Source organism: Thermomonas fusca DSM 15424, from assembly GCF_000423885.1.
Classification (GTDB): domain Bacteria; phylum Pseudomonadota; class Gammaproteobacteria; order Xanthomonadales; family Xanthomonadaceae; genus Thermomonas; species Thermomonas fusca.
Genome location: NZ_AUIV01000009.1, coordinates 95,624 through 111,409, shown reverse-complemented (window position 1 = coordinate 111,409; position 15,786 = coordinate 95,624). Strand labels below are relative to the sequence as shown.

Annotated in this window: 12 protein-coding genes and 2 pseudogenes; 4 read left to right on the top strand and 10 right to left on the bottom strand. The window is 68.5% G+C overall.

Translation table 11 applies throughout. The features are described 5' to 3' along the window. Positions 1 to 7 precede the first annotated feature (7 nt). The gene (gene corA, locus G582_RS0105250) at positions 8 to 1,003 is read left to right on the top strand and encodes a magnesium/cobalt transporter CorA (protein ID WP_028838933.1); all 996 of its coding nucleotides are present in this window, start codon (positions 8 to 10) and stop codon (positions 1,001 to 1,003) included. Here corA and G582_RS17465 read toward each other — a convergent pair. From G582_RS17465 to G582_RS0105235, 4 genes are all read right to left on the bottom strand, one after another. After that, the gene (locus tag G582_RS17465; RefSeq protein WP_083960981.1) at positions 1,000 to 1,179 is read right to left on the bottom strand and encodes a hypothetical protein; all 180 of its coding nucleotides are present in this window, start codon (positions 1,177 to 1,179) and stop codon (positions 1,000 to 1,002) included. The two genes, corA and G582_RS17465, sit on opposite strands and share 4 nt — an antisense overlap. A gap of 51 nt (positions 1,180 to 1,230) precedes the next feature. After that, the gene (locus G582_RS0105245; protein WP_028838932.1) at positions 1,231 to 2,484 is read right to left on the bottom strand and encodes a DUF819 family protein; all 1,254 of its coding nucleotides are present in this window, start codon (positions 2,482 to 2,484) and stop codon (positions 1,231 to 1,233) included. 124 nt (positions 2,485 to 2,608) lie between these two features. Further along, entirely contained in the window at positions 2,609 to 4,672 is a 2,064-nt protein-coding gene (locus tag G582_RS0105240; protein WP_028838931.1) for an alpha/beta hydrolase family protein, read from the bottom strand. 54 nt (positions 4,673 to 4,726) lie between these two features. Further along, positions 4,727 to 6,697, bottom strand: coding sequence for an OPT family oligopeptide transporter (locus G582_RS0105235; RefSeq protein WP_028838930.1), 1,971 nt, complete (start codon positions 6,695 to 6,697; stop codon positions 4,727 to 4,729). Positions 6,698 to 6,898: 201 nt separating this feature from the next. Between G582_RS0105235 and G582_RS0105230 the strand changes: the two genes are divergently transcribed. Further along, the gene (locus G582_RS0105230; protein ID WP_028838929.1) at positions 6,899 to 8,908 is read left to right on the top strand and encodes a M13 family metallopeptidase; all 2,010 of its coding nucleotides are present in this window, start codon (positions 6,899 to 6,901) and stop codon (positions 8,906 to 8,908) included. 46 nt (positions 8,909 to 8,954) lie between these two features. Here the strand turns inward: G582_RS0105230 and G582_RS0105225 are convergent, their stop codons facing one another. Then, positions 8,955 to 9,623, bottom strand: a complete 669-nt coding sequence (locus G582_RS0105225; RefSeq protein WP_028838928.1) for a rhomboid family intramembrane serine protease — start codon at positions 9,621 to 9,623, stop codon at positions 8,955 to 8,957. A gap of 41 nt (positions 9,624 to 9,664) precedes the next feature. Then, on the bottom strand, positions 9,665 to 10,003 hold the full coding sequence (locus G582_RS0105220) for an MGMT family protein (RefSeq protein WP_051246763.1): 339 nt from the start codon (positions 10,001 to 10,003) through the stop codon (positions 9,665 to 9,667). Positions 10,004 to 10,050: 47 nt separating this feature from the next. On the opposite strand from G582_RS0105220, the gene G582_RS0105215 reads away from it, so the two are divergent. Continuing rightward, positions 10,051 to 10,461, top strand: a complete 411-nt coding sequence (locus G582_RS0105215) for a hypothetical protein (RefSeq protein WP_028838926.1) — start codon at positions 10,051 to 10,053, stop codon at positions 10,459 to 10,461. An 84-nt stretch (positions 10,462 to 10,545) separates the two neighbouring features. On the opposite strand, the gene G582_RS0105210 is transcribed toward G582_RS0105215, so the two are convergent. Both G582_RS0105210 and G582_RS0105205 read right to left on the bottom strand, forming a co-directional pair. Further along, the gene (locus tag G582_RS0105210) at positions 10,546 to 11,667 is read right to left on the bottom strand and encodes an inorganic phosphate transporter (protein WP_028838925.1); all 1,122 of its coding nucleotides are present in this window, start codon (positions 11,665 to 11,667) and stop codon (positions 10,546 to 10,548) included. 13 nt (positions 11,668 to 11,680) lie between these two features. Then, a complete protein-coding gene (locus G582_RS0105205; protein WP_028838924.1) occupies positions 11,681 to 12,307 on the bottom strand; it encodes a DUF47 domain-containing protein in 627 nt (208 codons plus the stop codon). A gap of 305 nt (positions 12,308 to 12,612) precedes the next feature. On the opposite strand from G582_RS0105205, the gene G582_RS0105200 reads away from it, so the two are divergent. After that, positions 12,613 to 13,932: a hemolysin family protein gene (locus tag G582_RS0105200; protein WP_028838923.1), complete on the top strand. Its 1,320-nt coding sequence runs from the start codon at positions 12,613 to 12,615 to the stop codon at positions 13,930 to 13,932. A gap of 45 nt (positions 13,933 to 13,977) precedes the next feature. Here G582_RS0105200 and G582_RS18650 read toward each other — a convergent pair. Together G582_RS18650 and G582_RS18645 are read right to left on the bottom strand one after the other, a co-directional pair. Further along, positions 13,978 to 14,721: pseudogene (locus G582_RS18650) on the bottom strand (putative bifunctional diguanylate cyclase/phosphodiesterase); the annotation flags it as partial. Positions 14,722 to 14,790: 69 nt separating this feature from the next. Continuing rightward, positions 14,791 to 15,462: pseudogene (locus tag G582_RS18645) on the bottom strand (diguanylate cyclase domain-containing protein); the annotation flags it as partial. Positions 15,463 to 15,786 lie beyond the last annotated feature (324 nt).

The window sequence follows — 15,786 nt, the reverse complement described above, 5'->3', positions numbered from 1 at the left end:
TGCGGCGATGAGCAGCCCGCCCCTCCAACCCGCCTGCGTGGTCAACTGCGCCGCCTACGACCGCAGCGGCCAACGCCGCGAAATCAGCATCGAACAGATCAGCGACGTGCTCGCCATCGACGACGGCAGCTTCGTCTGGGTGGGCCTGTACGAACCCGAGGAATCGCTGCTGGACACGATGCAGGAAGAATTCGCCCTGCACGATCTGGCGGTGGAAGACGCCCATCACGCGCACCAGCGGCCCAAGCTGGAACCCTACGGCAGCACCCTGTTCATCGCCGCGCATACCGCGCAGCGGATCGATGGCCATGTGCGCTTCGGCGAGACCCACGTCTTCATCGGCCCGCGCTTCCTGATGACGGTGCGGCACGGCGCCTCCCTCAGCTTTGCGCCGGTGCGGCAGCGGCTCGAGCGCGAGCCGGAGGTGTTGGCGCACGGACCCAGCATCGCCCTGCACGCGGTGCTCGACTTCATCGTCGACAACTACCAGCCGATCGTCTCCGACTTCGAGGCCGAGCTGGACGCGCTGGAGCAGGACGTGTTCGCCGAAAGCTACAAGCGCGGCACCATCAAGCGCCTGTATGCGCTGCGCAAGGAACTGACCCAGATGCGGCTGTCGGTGGCGCCGATGCAGGACATCCTGTCGCAGCTGATCCGCACGCCGGTATTCGCCATCCCCGACGACGTGAAGCCCTATTTCCGCGACGTGCTGGACCACGCCGCGCGCGTTGGCGACAGCATCGACACCCTGCGCGAGATGGTGGCGGCGGCGATGAACGTTAACCTCTCGCTGGTCACCGTGGCGCAGGGCGAGATCGTCAAGAAGCTGGCCGGCTGGGCCGGCCTGCTGGCCGCGCCGACGCTCATCGCCAGCTGGTACGGGATGAATTTCCAGCACATGCCGGAGCTGCAGGGCCGCTACGCCTATCCGGTGCTGATCGGCGTGGTGGCGCTGTTCTGCGTGCTGCTGTACCGCTACCTGCGCCGGATCGGCTGGCTCTAGCGCGAGGGGGCCGAGTCCCAGCCATGGTGGCGACGATCCTTGCCGCTGCGCCGCTCGCCGCGATCAAGGTCGAAACGGATCATCTCCCGACGCTCGGCGTTGATACGGCGTTCGCCACGACGGCGCTCCGGGCCGGTGTAGCCGACGCGGTACTGTGGTTCCCTGGAATGAAACATCGGCCTCTCTCCCGGGCGGTACAGCCGCCCCCATGACGGGCAACGAAGTTTTCAGCCGGCGCCGGCCAGCGCGCGCAGCATCAGCCCGGTGAAATAGGCCAGCACGGTGCCGGTGGCATAGCCCAGCGTGCCCAGCAGCGCGCCCACCGGCGCCAGCGAGCGATGGAAGGCCGAGGCCACCACCGGCGCACTGGCCGGGCCGCCGATATGGCTCTGCGAGCCGATCGCGAAATAGAAGAACGGCACGTTCAGCAACCGCCCGACCAGCCACAGCAGGACGATGTGGATGCCCAGCCAGACCACACCGAGCAGGAACAGCAGCGGCTTGTCGAATAGCGCGCCGATTTCCATCTGCATGCCGATCGCGGCAATGAGGAAATACAGCAACAAGGTGCCGATGGTCGACGCGCCTGCGCCTTCCAGCGCGCGCGCGCGGGTGAAGCTGAGGCCCAGGCCGGCCATGGTGCACAGCCCGATGATCCACACGAACGGCTGGTCCAGGCTGACCGTATGGGCCCAGCCGACGTTGGCGCCGAACCACGCCGACAGCGGGCCGGCCAACGCGTGCGCCAGCCCGACCGCGCCGAAGGCGATGCCCACGATCACCATCATGTCGGCCAGGGTCGGGATCCGCTCGTGCTGCGCGCGATAGGCCTCCACCCGCTGCTTCAGGTCGTCCAGCGCAGTGGTGTCGGCGCCGCTGCGGGCGTCGATGCGCGCGGCGCGCTGCGCCATGAACAGCAGCAGCGCCATCCAGGCATAGCCCACGCCCACGTCGACCACCGCGAACTGGCCGAAGGTGGTGGCGTCGACGTCGAAGATCTCCTTCATCGCCATCATGTTGGCGCCGCCGCCGATCCAGCTGCCGGCCAGCGCCGCCATCCCGGCCCAGGTGTCGCCTGCCATGGTTTCCGGCGCGATCGCGCGCATCGCCAGGAACGACAGCACCGCACCCAGCATGATGCTGGCCGAGGTTGCCGCGTACATCGCCAGCAGCTTGGGCCCAAGCCGCAGGATCGCCTTCAGGTCCACCGACAGGGTCAGCAGCACCAGCGCCGCCGGCAGCAGCACCCGGCTGGCAACCGGGTTGTAGAGCTGGCTGTTGGCGCCGTCGATCAGGCCGACCGAGTTGTAGATGCCCGGCAACAGGTAGCACAGCAGCAGCGGCGGCACGATGTTGTAGAAGCGCTGCCAGCCGCCCGGCCTGGACGCGGTCCAGAACACCAGGCCCAGCGTGCCTGCGATCAGCCCGAAAATGACGATGTCGTTGTCGATCAAGGGGGCGGGGAGTACCGCTGCCGTCATGCCTTGGATTTCCTGTGGGTTGCCTGCGGCACCAGCTCGCCGCTGCCGCCACGCCTGTCGTGCGCGGGTGTGGATGGCCCGGGCACGCCGCTGCGGCGAACCCGGCCCTTGTGCTGTTGCCGTTTTACTGGCCGATGTGCTGCTTCAGCCAGGCGTTGACCGTGTCGTGCCACTGCACGCTGTTCTGCGGCTTCAGCACCCAGTGGTTCTCGTCCGGGAAGTACAGGAACTGCGACGCCACGCCCTTGCGCTGGTTGGCGGTGAACAGCGCGATGCCCTGCTCCACCGGGATGCGGAAGTCCTGCTGGCCGTGGATCACCAGCATCGGCACCTTGAAGTTGGCGACATGGTTGGCCGGGTTGAACTTCTGGTAGCTGGCGGGGTTGTCATACGGCGTGCCGCCGTTCTCCCACTCGCTGAACCAAAGCTCCTCGGTGGCGTAGCCCATGGCGTTGTTCTCGAACACGCCGTCGTGGCTGACCAGGCACTTCCACGGCTGCGTCCAGTTGCCAGCGATCCAGTTGACCATGAAGCCGCCGTAGCTGGCGCCGAGCGCGCAGGCCTTGTCGCCGTCGAGGAATGCGTACTTCTGCTGCGCCGCGGCCCACCCCTTCTGCAGATCTTCCAGCGGGCGGTCGCCCCAGTGGCCGCTGATCGCGTCGGTGAACTTCTGGCCGTAGCCGGTGCTGCCATGGAAGTCGATCATCACCACCGCGTAGCCCTGGCCCGCGTAGGTCTGCGGGTTCCAGCGGTAGCTCCAGCCGTTGCCGAAGCTGCCCTGCGGACCGCCGTGGATCAAGAAGGCGACCGGGTATTTCTTGCCGGGTTCAAAGTTCCACGGCTTGACCACGTAGCCATGCACGGTTTCGCCGTTCCAGCCGATGAAGTTGAACTGCTCAAAGTCGCCCCAGGCCACGTCCGGCAGCATCTGCGAGGCCGACGGGGTGATCGCGCGGATCGGCACCTTGCCGTCGGCGCTGGTGGTGGCGATGACATCGCCGGTCTTCAGCGTGTTGCGCGAGAACGCCAACGTGGGTCCGGCCAGGTCGAAGGCCGAAACGCTGCCGTCCTTCACCACGCCCTCTACCTCTCCATTGGCCAGCGAGACGCGGAACAGCGGATGCTGGCCCAGCTCCTGCGCGGTGGTGTAGATCCATTTGCCGTCGGCGGACAGGGTGATGCCGTCTGCGGAGGCATCCCAGCGCGGCGCGATCTCCTTCGCCTTACCGGTGGCGATGTCCATCGCCATCAGCGCGAAGCGGTCGGCCTCGAAGCCCGGGCGCGCCATCGCGCGGTAGTACAGGGTCTTGCCGTCGGCAGAAAACACCGGGCCGGCGTCCCAGGCCTTGTTGGCAGCGGTCAGGTTGCGTGCGCCGCTGCCGTCGGCATTGACCAGCCAGAGGTCGAAGTTGGTGCTCCACGGCTCCTCGCGGTTCGACTGACGCACGCTCATCGCCACCGACTTGCCGTCGGGCGACCACGCGAAATCGGACAGGTCGCCGAACGGCTTGGACGGGATGTCGCCGTGGACGTCGCCGCTCAGCAGCGTCGCCGAGGTCAGCATGCCCTCGCCCAGCGTCGCCGCGAACACGCGGTTCAGGCGGCCGTCGTTCCACGCGTCCCAGTGGCGGATGAACATCCGGTCGAACAGCAGGCCGGTGCTCTTGCGCGCCGCCTCGTCATCGAGCTTCTTCTTCGTGCAGGCGAGGTCGGCCTTGCAGTCCGGGAACACCGCGAACGCCAGCGCCACCTGCCTGCCGTCGGGAGAGAGCTTGTAGCCATCCACGTCAATGGCGAAGTCGGTCAGCCGCTTGGCCGCGCCGCCGTTGGCCGGCATGGCGTAGAGCTGCATCGAACCCGACTTCGCGCTCATGAAATACAGCGTCCTGCCGTCCGCCGAGAACGCCGGCGAGTTCACGTTCCAGCCTTCCGGCGACACCTGCCTGGGCGGCGCGTTGTCGCGCGTGACCAGGTTGCGCATCCACAGCGTGGTCGCCGATTTGTTGGCCTGCTTGTCGACCACGCGCTTGGCGAACACCAGCACGCGGCCGTCCGGCGACAGCGTGGGCGCGGAATGGCGGTCCATGTAGGCCATGTCGCGCACTTCGAAGCCGCGCTGGGCGGCGTTCGCGGCGGTGGGCAGCGACAGGGCGAGGGCGAGCGGAAGAAGGGCGTGGCGGAGCTTCATGGCGATGGTCCCGTGCAGCGGAAAATGAGGACGCCCGCGCGGGCGTCCGGTGGATCAGGCGTTCGGGTTGGCCTTGGCGCCGGTGCGGTACAGCAACCAGGCAACCAGCGCGAGCACGGCAAGACCGACGTATTTGCCGAATTGCAGGCTCTCCGGCGCGGCAATCACGTCGGCGCGGCCGGACAGCACGATCGGGATAGCGATGAAGATGCCCATCAACGCCTCGCCGGTGATCAGGCCGGCCGCGAACAGGGTGCCGGGGCGATGCAGGCGATCACGTGCAGCCTCGTCGTGGCTGCCGACCAGGCCGTGGCGCTTCTCCACCAGGTAGGCCAGCAGGCCGCCGAGGAAGATCGGCACCATCAGCTCCAGCGGCAGGTAGATGCCGATGGCCGCGGCCAGCACCGGCACGCGGAAGGTCTTGCCGGTGGCCTTCAGCCATTCGTCGAGCGCGATGATGGCCGCGCCGACCACCGCACCAATGCCGATGATCGTCCACGGCAGCTCGCCACCGAACATGCCCTTGGCCACCGAGGCCATCAGCGTGGCCTGCGGTGCGGACAGCGAATTGGGATGCTCCGGCGTCGGCGCGCCGATGCCATAGGCCTGCGCCAGCAGGTTCAGCACCGGCGCCATGATCAGCGCGCAGGAGAACGCGCCGATGCCCAGCATCAGCTGCTGCTTCCACGGGGTGGCGCCGACGATGTAGCCGGCCTTGAGGTCCTGCAGGTTGTCGCCGCCGACCGCCGCCGCACAGCACACCACCGCGCCGATCATGATCGCGGCCACCGCACCCAGCGGCGCGCCGGACGCGCCCACTGCCATCTTGCCGCCCTCGCCCAGCAGCACCAGCAGCACCGCGGAGGCGAACAGGATGGTGGCAATCGTGATGCCGGACACCGGGTTGTTGGAGGAGCCAACGAGGCCGGCGAGGTAGGCCGACACCGACACGAACAGGAAGCCGGCGACGATCATGATGATCGCCATCGGGATGCTCACGCTCCACATGCCGACGATGGCCTGGTACAGCAGCAGCAGCGGCACCACGAAGGCGATCAGCGCCACCAGCATCCACTTCATCGGCAGGTCGCGCTCGGTCTCGGCCACCTGCTCGCCGCTGCCCTTACGCGCCGCCGCGATGCCGCTGCGCACGCCCGACAGCAGCGACTTGCGCAGCGAGAACAGCGTCCACACGCCGCCGATCAGCATCGCGCCGACGCCGAGGTAGCGGATCTTTGCCGACCAGATCGCGCCGGCGATGTCCTCCGCGCCCGCGCCGGCGATGCTGGTGGCCAGCGCCGGGTCGGTGTCGAGGAAGAACATGTGGTACAGCGGGATGGCGATGTGCCAGGAGAGGATGGAGCCGGAAACCACCACGATCCCGATGTTGAGGCCGACGATGTAGCCCACGCCCAGCAGCGCCGGCGACAGGTTGGTGCCCATGTAGCCCAGGTATTTGCCGAAGAAGCCGGCGCCCGCAGCGGTATCCGGGATCAGGCGCATGCCGCTGGCGGCAGCCGCCTTGATCAGGCCGCCCAGCGTCGCCGACAGGGCGAGGATCTTCAGGCCGGGGCCGGGGTTCTCACCCGCCTTCAGCACCTCCGCGGCGGCCTTGCCTTCCGGGAACGGCAGCGGCTCCTCGACGATCATGGAGCGCCGCAGCGGCACGGAGAACAGCACGCCGAGCAGGCCGCCGAGGCCGGCGATCGCCAGCACCCAGGAATATTTGAAGTCGTCCCAGTAGCCCAGGATGATCAGCGCCGGGATGGTGAAGATCACGCCCGCCGCGATCGACGAACCCGCGGACGCACCGGTCTGCACGATGTTGTTTTCGAGAATCGTGCCGCCGCCGAGCAGCCGCAGCACGCCCATCGAGACGACCGCTGCGGGAATCGCGGTGGCGATGGTCAAGCCGGCGAACAGGCCGAGGTAGGCGTTGGCGGCGGACAGGATCACCGCCAGAACGATCGCCAGGATCACCGCACGCAGGGTCAGCTGCGGCACGGCTTTGACAGGGTTCGACATCGGACATCCTCGTCGGGAAGGCAAGCGACGAAACCTAGCCGCTGCCGGGCGGCAAGTCCAGTGCAGCAGGTTCCGGCCCGCGCCACCAACACGCGGGCGGGCGCCCCGGCATCCGGTGAAGTCGCGCTGAACCGGCGTCGCCGGCAGCGTCGGAACCCGCTGCTAAACTCGGGCGCTTCCCCCGCGAACGAGATCCACCGCATGCCGACACCGCGCCCGCTTGCCATCGCCCTGGTCATCGCCCTTGCCGCCGGACTGGCCTCGCCCGCCGGCATGGCCGCGAAGAAGAAGCCGGCGTCGAAGAAAGCAGCGACGCCCCCGGCCTGCACCGATTTCTATGCCGAAGCCAACAAGGGCTGGCTGGCCGCCAACCCGATGCCTTCAAGCGGTGCCATTTCAGCGCTGGGCCAGCTCACCGCCCGCGCGCAGCAACAGCAGCGCGACCTGCTGGACGCGGCCATGAGCGCGCCGCAAAACAACGTGCAGAAGCTGCTGGGCGACTTCTGGGCCAGCGGCCTGGACGAAGCGTCGGTGGAGCGCGACGGCGCCGCGCCGGTGGCGCCGCTGCTCAAGCGCATCGATTCGATCCGCAAGCCGAAGGACATCGCGCCGGCCATCGCCGCGCTGCACCAGGTCGGCATCCCGGTCGCTTTCCATTTCGGCGCCGACATCGACCTGCGCGACCTCGACCGCCACCTCGGCTACTTCAGCCAGGGCGGACTGGGCCTGCCCGATCCGGCCTATTACACCCGCGAGGACGCCGATACCAAGGCGCTGGTCGCACGCTACGCCGATTACATCCGCAAAATCCTCGCCCTGACCGGCGTGGCGCAGAAGGACATCGAAGCCCAGACCGCACTGGTGCTGGACCTGGAAAAACGCATCGCCACCACGGCGCGCCCGCTGGTGGAGCTGCGCGATCCGCGCAACACCTTCGCGCCGGTGGCCACCGCCGGGCTGGGCAAGCAGTACCGCAACCTGCAGCTGGATGCGTTCCTGCAGGTGCAGGGCGTGCACGACGACACCGTGTCGCTGGCCAACCCGGCGATGTTCGCCCAGCTCGATGCGCTGGTCGGTACGCTCAAGCCCAGCCAGTGGCAGGCCTACCTGCGCTGGCGGGTGGGCGATGCGATGGCGCCCTATCTGTCGAAGTCCTGGCGACAGGCCGCGTTCGATTTCCGCGGCAAGGTCCTGCTGGGCCAGGCCGAACCCGCGCCGCGCTGGCAGCAGACGCTGGACGCGATCAACCTGGCCGCCGGCCCGATGCTGGGCCGCGAGTACGCCGCCGCGCACCTGCCGGACGCCACCCGCAAGCAGGCCGAAGCCATCGCCGAGCAGATCCGCGATGCGCTGGTCAGGCAGGTCGCCGGCGGCAGCCTGCTGGGCGAGGCCGCCAAGGACGAGGCGCGCAAGAAGCTCGAGCGCCTGCGCATCGAAATCGGCACCCCGCGCTACGACCTCGACTACACCGTGCAGCCGATGGGCCGCGGCAGCTTCGGTGGCAACATGCTGATCGCCTCCACCTGGCGCCATCGCCAGGAGATGAAGCGGATCGGCAAGGGCAACGCCAACCGCCGCTGGGACGTGCTGCCGCAGCAGCCGGCACTGGCCTACGACCTCGCCCACAACCGCCTGATTGTCACCGCCGCCATGCTGCAGGCGCCGGTGCTGGACGCGGCGATGCCGGCCGATGCCCAGTTCGGCGCATTCGGCGCGCTGGTCGGCCACGAGCTCAGCCACGCCATCGATGGCCGCGGCCGCCATATCGATGCCAAGCGCGAGATCCGCGACTGGTGGAGCCCCACCGAAACCGGCGCCTGGGAGACACTGGCGCAGAAGGTGACGGCGCTGTATGCCGGCCTGCCCTATCCCGGCCTGACCGGCACCCGGGTGGACGGCGCGCTCACCCGCGATGAAAACATCGCCGACTTGGCCGGCCTGGAACTGGCCCATGCCGCGCTGGTTGCGACGCGGCCGGACGGCGGCTCACAGGCGGACAGGGCCTTCTACACCGGCTGGGCGCAGCTGTGGGCGCAACAGGTCACCCGCGACGAAGCCGAGATCCGCGCCCGCCAGGACGTGCGCGCCCCGGGTCCGTGGCGCGCCAACGCCACAGTGATGCAGCAGCCCGCCTTCGGCACCGCCTATGCCTGCAAGGCCGGTACGCCGATGCAGCCGAAACCGGAAACCCGCGTCGTCGTCTTCAATTGATGCAGCAGGCGCGCCGCTGCGGCGTGGCCCGTGGCGGAACGCAGCTTCAGCGCACGATCCGCATCTTCGGCCCGCCGCGCCCGCGCCCGCCGAACGGCGGCTGGCCGCGCCAGTGGCGAATCAGCAGCCAGCCGAACAACATGCCGCCGAGGTGGGCAAAGTGGGCCACGCCCGGCTGCAGGCCGGTGATGCCCACGCCCAGTTCGAAAAGGCCATAGACGATCACCAGCGTGCGCGCTTTCATCGGGATCGGGGGGAACAGCAGCATCACCCTTTGGTGCGGGAACAGCATGCCGTAGGCCAGCAGCAGCCCGAACACGCCGCCGGATGCACCGATGGTGGGATAGGGATCGGCGCCCTGCGCCAGCGCATAGGAACCGACCGCCAGCTGGCAGACACCGGCGCCGGCCACGCAGACGAGGTAATAGGTGAGGAAGCGGCGCTCGCCCCAGGTGTACTCCAGCGGCGCGCCGAACATCGCCAGCGCCAGCATGTTGAAGGCAAGGTGCATGAAGCCGCCGTGCAGGAAGCTGTAGCTGAGCAGCTGCCAGGGCATGAACGCGGGCGCCGCACCGGCCGGGTCGAAGTCGACATCGCCCCAGGGCCACAGCATCAGCGTGATCAGCCGCTGGTTGCCGAGCAGCCACTGCAGCAGGAAGCCGACGCCGTTGGCGATCAGCAGCGCCTTGGTGACGCGGGGAAGATTGAACGGCATCCGTGCGGCTTTCCGATTACATTGCAGCGCATCATAGCCGCTCAGCGCGGCGCCCACAGGGCTGCATCCAGCGTCCCTTCATCCTCCGGCATGCGAACCCGACCGTTGCGGGGCTCGACGCCATCGGCACGCAAACGCCGGCATTGTTCGGCGAACTCCACCGATTCCGGCGGGAACGCGATACGCCCGTCGGAACGCAGGATGCGGTGCCAAGGCAGCCCCGGATCCTCGTTCTGGCCGAGGATGCGCGCCACCAGCCGCGCCCGTCCGGGCAGGCCGGCGCGCCGCGCGATGGCGCCGTAACCGGCCACCTGCCCGCGCGGCACCGCGCGGATCGCGGCCAGGATGCGTTGCTCGGGCGTGGTCGGCGTCGATTTCATGTTCCGGGTTAGCATAGCCCGACACCCCTCGCTGATCGCCGCCCGCCATGAACAACTTCGAGCAGATCCGCAGCCACCTGGTGTCCTCCGGTTACCGGCTGACCTTGCTGGACCCGTTCGTGGCCTGCGTGGAGCTGTCGCTGGCGCAGGGCAAGCGCCACCAGGCGATCTTCCTGGCCGAGCTGCAGGACGACGACGGCCGCAACTACCTGCGGGTCAGCACTGCGATCGCGCCGACCACCGGCATGGACGCCCGCCGCGCACTGGCATTCAACTGGCAGAGCCGGGTCGGCTATCTGGCGGTGGGCGAACTGGACGGCGTGCCCTACCTGCAGCTGTGCGAGAACCGCCCGTACGACTGCCTCAACGCGGCGGAGATCGACCGCTTGGTGCTGGAAATCGGTGGTACCGGCGATGAGATGGAGCGCCGCATGTCGGCCGGCGGCGACCTGCTGTAGACATCGCCCCGTGCGGCAACGAGAAAACGCCGGCACTGGCCGGCGCTTTCCGTTTTGCCGCTATCCGGCGGTCGCAGTGCAGGCTCAGGCCCAGCCCAGCGCCTCCAGCAGGCGCAGCAGCCCGTAGGCGATGCCGCCCGCGGCCGGGATGGTCAGGATCCACGCCCACACGATCCGCTCGATCACGCCGAACTTCAGCGCACGCGGGTTCTTGGCGAAGCCCACGCCCATGATCGCGGTGGAGATGCTGTGGGTAGTGGACACCGGCATGCCGAAGTGCGCCGCCACGGTGAGGATGGTGGCCGAACTGGTTTCCGCGGCGAAGCCGTTGATCGGGTGCAGCTTGACCATCTTGTGGCCCAGGGTCTTGATGATGCGCCAGCCGCCCGAGGCGGTGCCGGCCGCCATCACCAGCGCGCAGGCCAGCACGATCCAGGTGGCGATGTCCTGCTCGCCGGCATTGCCCGGATGCAGGAAGCCCAGCCAGCCCGGCAGGTCGTCCAGCGCGCCGCTGGCCTCGGCGCCGAACAGGGTCAGGGCGATGATGCCCATGGTCTTCTGCGCGTCGTTGTGGCCGTGCGCATAACCCATGTAGGCCGCCGACAGGATCTGCGCCTTGCCGAAGAACTTGTTGACGAAATTCGGTCGCGCCAGCCGCCCCAGCCATCCGCCGGCCCGCGACAGGCCGGCGATCAGCGCCCACAGCGCCACCATCACCAGCATGCCGAGCAGGAACCCGGCCAGTGGCGAACTGATCATCGGCACCACGACCTTCCACAGGATGCCCTTGTTCTGGGTCCAGTCGCCAAGGGTCTTCGACCAGATCAGCGCGTTGAAGTCGTTGTGCGACGCCGCCAGCGCCGCGCCGATCAGGCCGCCGATCAACGCGTGCGACGACGACGACGGCAGGCCTTTCCACCAGGTGATCAGGTTCCAGACGATGCCGCCCAGCAGGGCGCACAGGATCACCTGCGAGGTCACCTGCACGACTTCGGTGTCGATCAGGCCGGAGGCGATGGTCTTGGCCACCGCGGTGCCCATCAGCGCACCGATCAGGTTGGTTGCCGCCGCCAGCATCACCGCCTGCGCCGGCGACAGCACCTTGGTGGCCACCACCGTGGCGATGGAGTTGGCGGTGTCGTGGAAACCATTGATGAATTCGAACACCAGCGCGGCGAAAATCACCACAAGCACAAGCGTCAGCATGACGTCGGTCCCGTCAGCTGTTCTTGAGGACGATCTGGTAGGTCACCACGCCGGCCTCGCGGCAGCGGTCGATGGCCTTTTCCAGGATCTCGAAGAACTCCTTGAGCAGGAACATCTGCAGGCTGTCGAGCTTGCCGGAATAGATCTCCCGGTACAGCTCCAGCATCAGCCGGTCGGCCTCGTTCTCGATCGAACGCAGCTTCTCGTTGAGCTTGGTCATGCGGTCGAGGTTCATCCGCTCCAGCTCGTCCACCATCTGCACCACCACCTCGGCGGCCTGCTCCAGCATCGCCGCGCGCGGGGCGAAGTCGATGTGGGCCAGATGCTGGGTGGCCAGCGCATAGCGGTCGGCGAACTTCTCGATCTGCTTGGGGATCTTGTGCAGCGCCGAACCCAGCGCCTCGATGTCCTCGCGCTCGATCGGAGTGATGTAGCTGTCCACCAGCGCCTGGCTGATCTTCTCGGCGGCGGTGCGCTCGCGCAGGCGCGCCAGCTTGAAGGCGTCCAGCGCGGGCTGGCGGTCACCCTCCCTCATCATCGCGTGCAGCGCCTTGGCGCTGTCGTGGGCGGCGGTGGCCGCGTCGTCCAGCAGCGAGTAGAACTGCGCGCCGGAGCCGAAAATGGTTTGCAGGGAGAACATGGGTGGTGGCCCCGGGTCTGGAGTTGAGGTGAAGATGAAAAAACGGTTGCAAAGATAATGCGCAATTATGACGCCCGCGTGACAGCTTGGCACTGACCCCCCCGCGCCCGGGTTCTCGCGCGGGCAGAGGACGGAGCCGCCACCGCGGCCTGTTATGATGCCCCCGCGCTCCTGCGCAGCCCATGGACGATCATCCTCCGCCGCCGTCATGCCCCTGCCCTAGCCGCGCATCCTGCCGCGGCCGACGCGCCGTGCCCCGCCCGGCTTCCCCGCTCCACTCCGCCGCCTGCGCCCGGTAACGCCCCGTGCTGGAACTGCTGCTGATCGTCCTCGCCCTGATCCTGCTGAACGGCTTCTTCGCGCTGTCGGAGATGGCCGTCGTCACCTCGCGCAAGGGGCGGCTGAAACAGCAGGCCACCACCAGCCGGGGCGCCCACAAAGCACTGGAACTGGCCGAACACCCGGAACAATTCCTGTCCACCGTGCAGGTGGGCCTGACCCTGATCACCATCCTCACCGGCATGCTCGGCGGCGAGGCGCTGGGCGCGCTGATCGGCGAATGGCTGGCCAGGGACGCGCCGACCCTGGGCGAATATGCCCGCCCGCTCGGCACGGTACTGGCGGTCGGCCTGATCACTTACCTCAGCATCGTGCTGGGCGAACTGTTGCCGAAGCGGCTGGCGCTGCTGGCGCCGGAACGGCTGGCCGCCGCGGTGGCGCTGCCGATGCACTGGCTGTCGCGGCTGGCAAGTCCGGTGGTGTGGCTGCTCAGCGCCACCGTGCGCGCCCTGCTGCGGCTGCTGCGCGTCGACGGCCGCGACGGCTCGCAGATCACCGAAGAGGAAATCCAGCTGCTGGTGAGCGAAGGCCACGAACAGGGCGTGTTCGACCTCGACGAGCGCAACATGCTCAACCGGGTGATGCGCCTGGGCGACCGCACCGCCGACAGCCTGATGACCCCGCGCACCCGCATCGCCTGGCTGGACGCCTCCGCGCCACTGGCGGAAAACCTGACGACGATGCAGGAGCACGAATACTCGCGCTACCCGGTCTACCGCGGCGACGACAGCGACGTGGCCGGCGTGCTGGAAGTGAAAACCCTGCTGGACGAACTGGGCAGGCCGCAGCCAGAGCTGTTCCGCGACCTGCGCCCGGCGCTGTTCGTGTCCGAGTCCACCCACGCGATGAAGCTGTTGGAGATCCTGCGCGAGGAGCAGCAATCGCTGGCGCTGGTGGTGGACGAGTACGGCGACATCCAGGGCATGGTGACGGTCAGCGACATCGTTGACGCGGTGATCGGCCGGCTCAAGACCGCAAGCGAAGGCGAGGACGACGAGGAAGCGCTGGTGGTGACCCGCGACGACGGCTCGCTGCTGGTGGACGGCGGCCTGCACGTGGACGAGCTGCGCGAGCTGACCGGCGAGCGCCTGGCCGACGCCGACGAACTGGAATACCGCACCGCCGCCGGCCTGGTGATCGCGCGCTTCGGCCGTATCCCGCACGTGGGCGAGCACTTCCGGATCGGCCCGTGGCGGGTCGAGGTAGTGGACCTGGACGGGCCACGCATCGACAAGCTGCTGCTGCAGCGCGACCCGCAGCAACCCCGCATCGAAGGCGACGGCTGAGTCACAGGCCGCGCGAGCGCGCAATAATGCCGCGCGCCGCTGCTGTCAGCCCAGCTGGGCGACGAATTCCGGCCCGCCCATCGGGTGGCCCAGCCAGTAGCCCTGCACCAGGTCGCAGTCGCGCTCGCGCAGCAGTTCGAACTGCCCCGCCCGCTCCACGCCTTCGGCCACCACGGTGACGCCCATCGAATGCGCCATCGCCACGATCGCGCTGGTCAGGGCCAGGTCATCCGGGTCGCGCAGCAGGTCGGTGATGAAGCTGCGATCGATCTTCAGCCCATCCACCTGCACCCGCCGCAGGTGGCTGAGGCTGGAATAGCCGGTGCCGAAGTCGTCCAGCCACACCTTGACGCCCAGCCCGCGAAGGCGCGCCAGCAGCGCGGCGGCATTGGCCTCGTCGCTGATGACCGCGGTTTCGGTCAGCTCCAGGTGCAGCCGCTCCGGCGGCAGGCCGCTCTGCTGCAGCGCGTCCGCCACCTGCTGGAGCAGGTCGCCGCTGCGCAGCTGGCGGGCCGACACGTTGACCGACACGAATGGCGCCTCGCCGGCGCCGGCCGGAACCGGCCAGCTGGCCGCCTCGTGGCAGGCATTGCGCAGGGCCAGCAGGCCGATCGCCTCAATCAGGCCGCTCTGTTCCGCCACGTCGATGAACACCGAAGGCGCGATCGCCCCGTCTTCCGGGTGGTTCCAGCGCAGCAGCGACTCCGCGCCGACCAGCACGCGGTCGCGGGTGCGGTAGATCGGCTGGTAGACCAGGGTCAGCTCGCCGCGCTCCCAGGCGCCGCGCAGGTCGTGCTCCATGCGCACGCGCCGCTCGATCGCCTGATCCATGGTGCGGCTGTAGAAGCGGTAGCAGTTCTTGCCCGCCATCTTCGCCTGGTACATCGCGATGTCGCCGTTCTTCATCAGCAGGGAAGCGCTGCCGGCATCGTCCGGGAAGATCGCCACGCCCACCGATGTCCCCAGCAGCACCTGCCGCCCGTTCAGCAGCATCGGCTCGCTCAACGACAGCACCAGCGCCTCGGCCAGCCGGATCGCCTTGCCGCGCACGTCGCCATCGGGTTCCGGGCCGCCGGGTTGCAGCAGGATCACGAATTCGTCGCCGCCGAACCGCGCCACCAGGGCATCCGCATCCTGCACCGCCAGCACCGCGCGCTCGATGCGCGCGGCGACCTGCAGCAGCACCTCGTCGCCAGCCTCGTGGCCGAGGGTGTCGTTGACGCGCTTGAAGTCGTCGATGTCGGCGAACAGCAGCGCCAGCTGGCAGCCGGTGCCCTGCTGCTCGCGCAGGCGCTGCTCCAGCGATTCGCGGAACGCGAGCCGGTTCGACAGCCCGGTCAGGGCATCGCTGTAGGCGACCCGGCGGATGTCGCGGTCGTGTCGAACCACGCTTTCCCGCATGCGCCCGAAGGTGCGGATCAGATCGCCCAGTTCGTCCTTGCGGCGGCTCTCCGGCACCGGGGATTCGAAGTCGCCGGCCTCGAACTGGCGGGCCGCATCGCCGAGCATGCGGATCGGCTTGACCAGCATCCGCTGCAGCACCCATGCGCCGATCAGCGCCAGCGTGCCGAACGCGCAGCACAGCAGCAGCAACCAGTTCAGGCTGCGCTGATTGACGTCGTCGAAGCCGGCGCGCAGCCCGTCCAGCGCACGTTCCTCGGCGCGCACCGCGGTTGTCATCGAATAGCCGATGCGCACGCCGCCGAGGCGTTCGTCGCCGATCGTGATCGGGTAGGACACATCCAGCAGTTCGTCGGTCTGGCGGGTGTGCGGCCCCTTGGCGGCGACGATCTCGGCGGCAAAGCCGTCGTTCATCGGCTGGCCGAAGGCGGCGATGTCGCCCGAGCCGTCGTG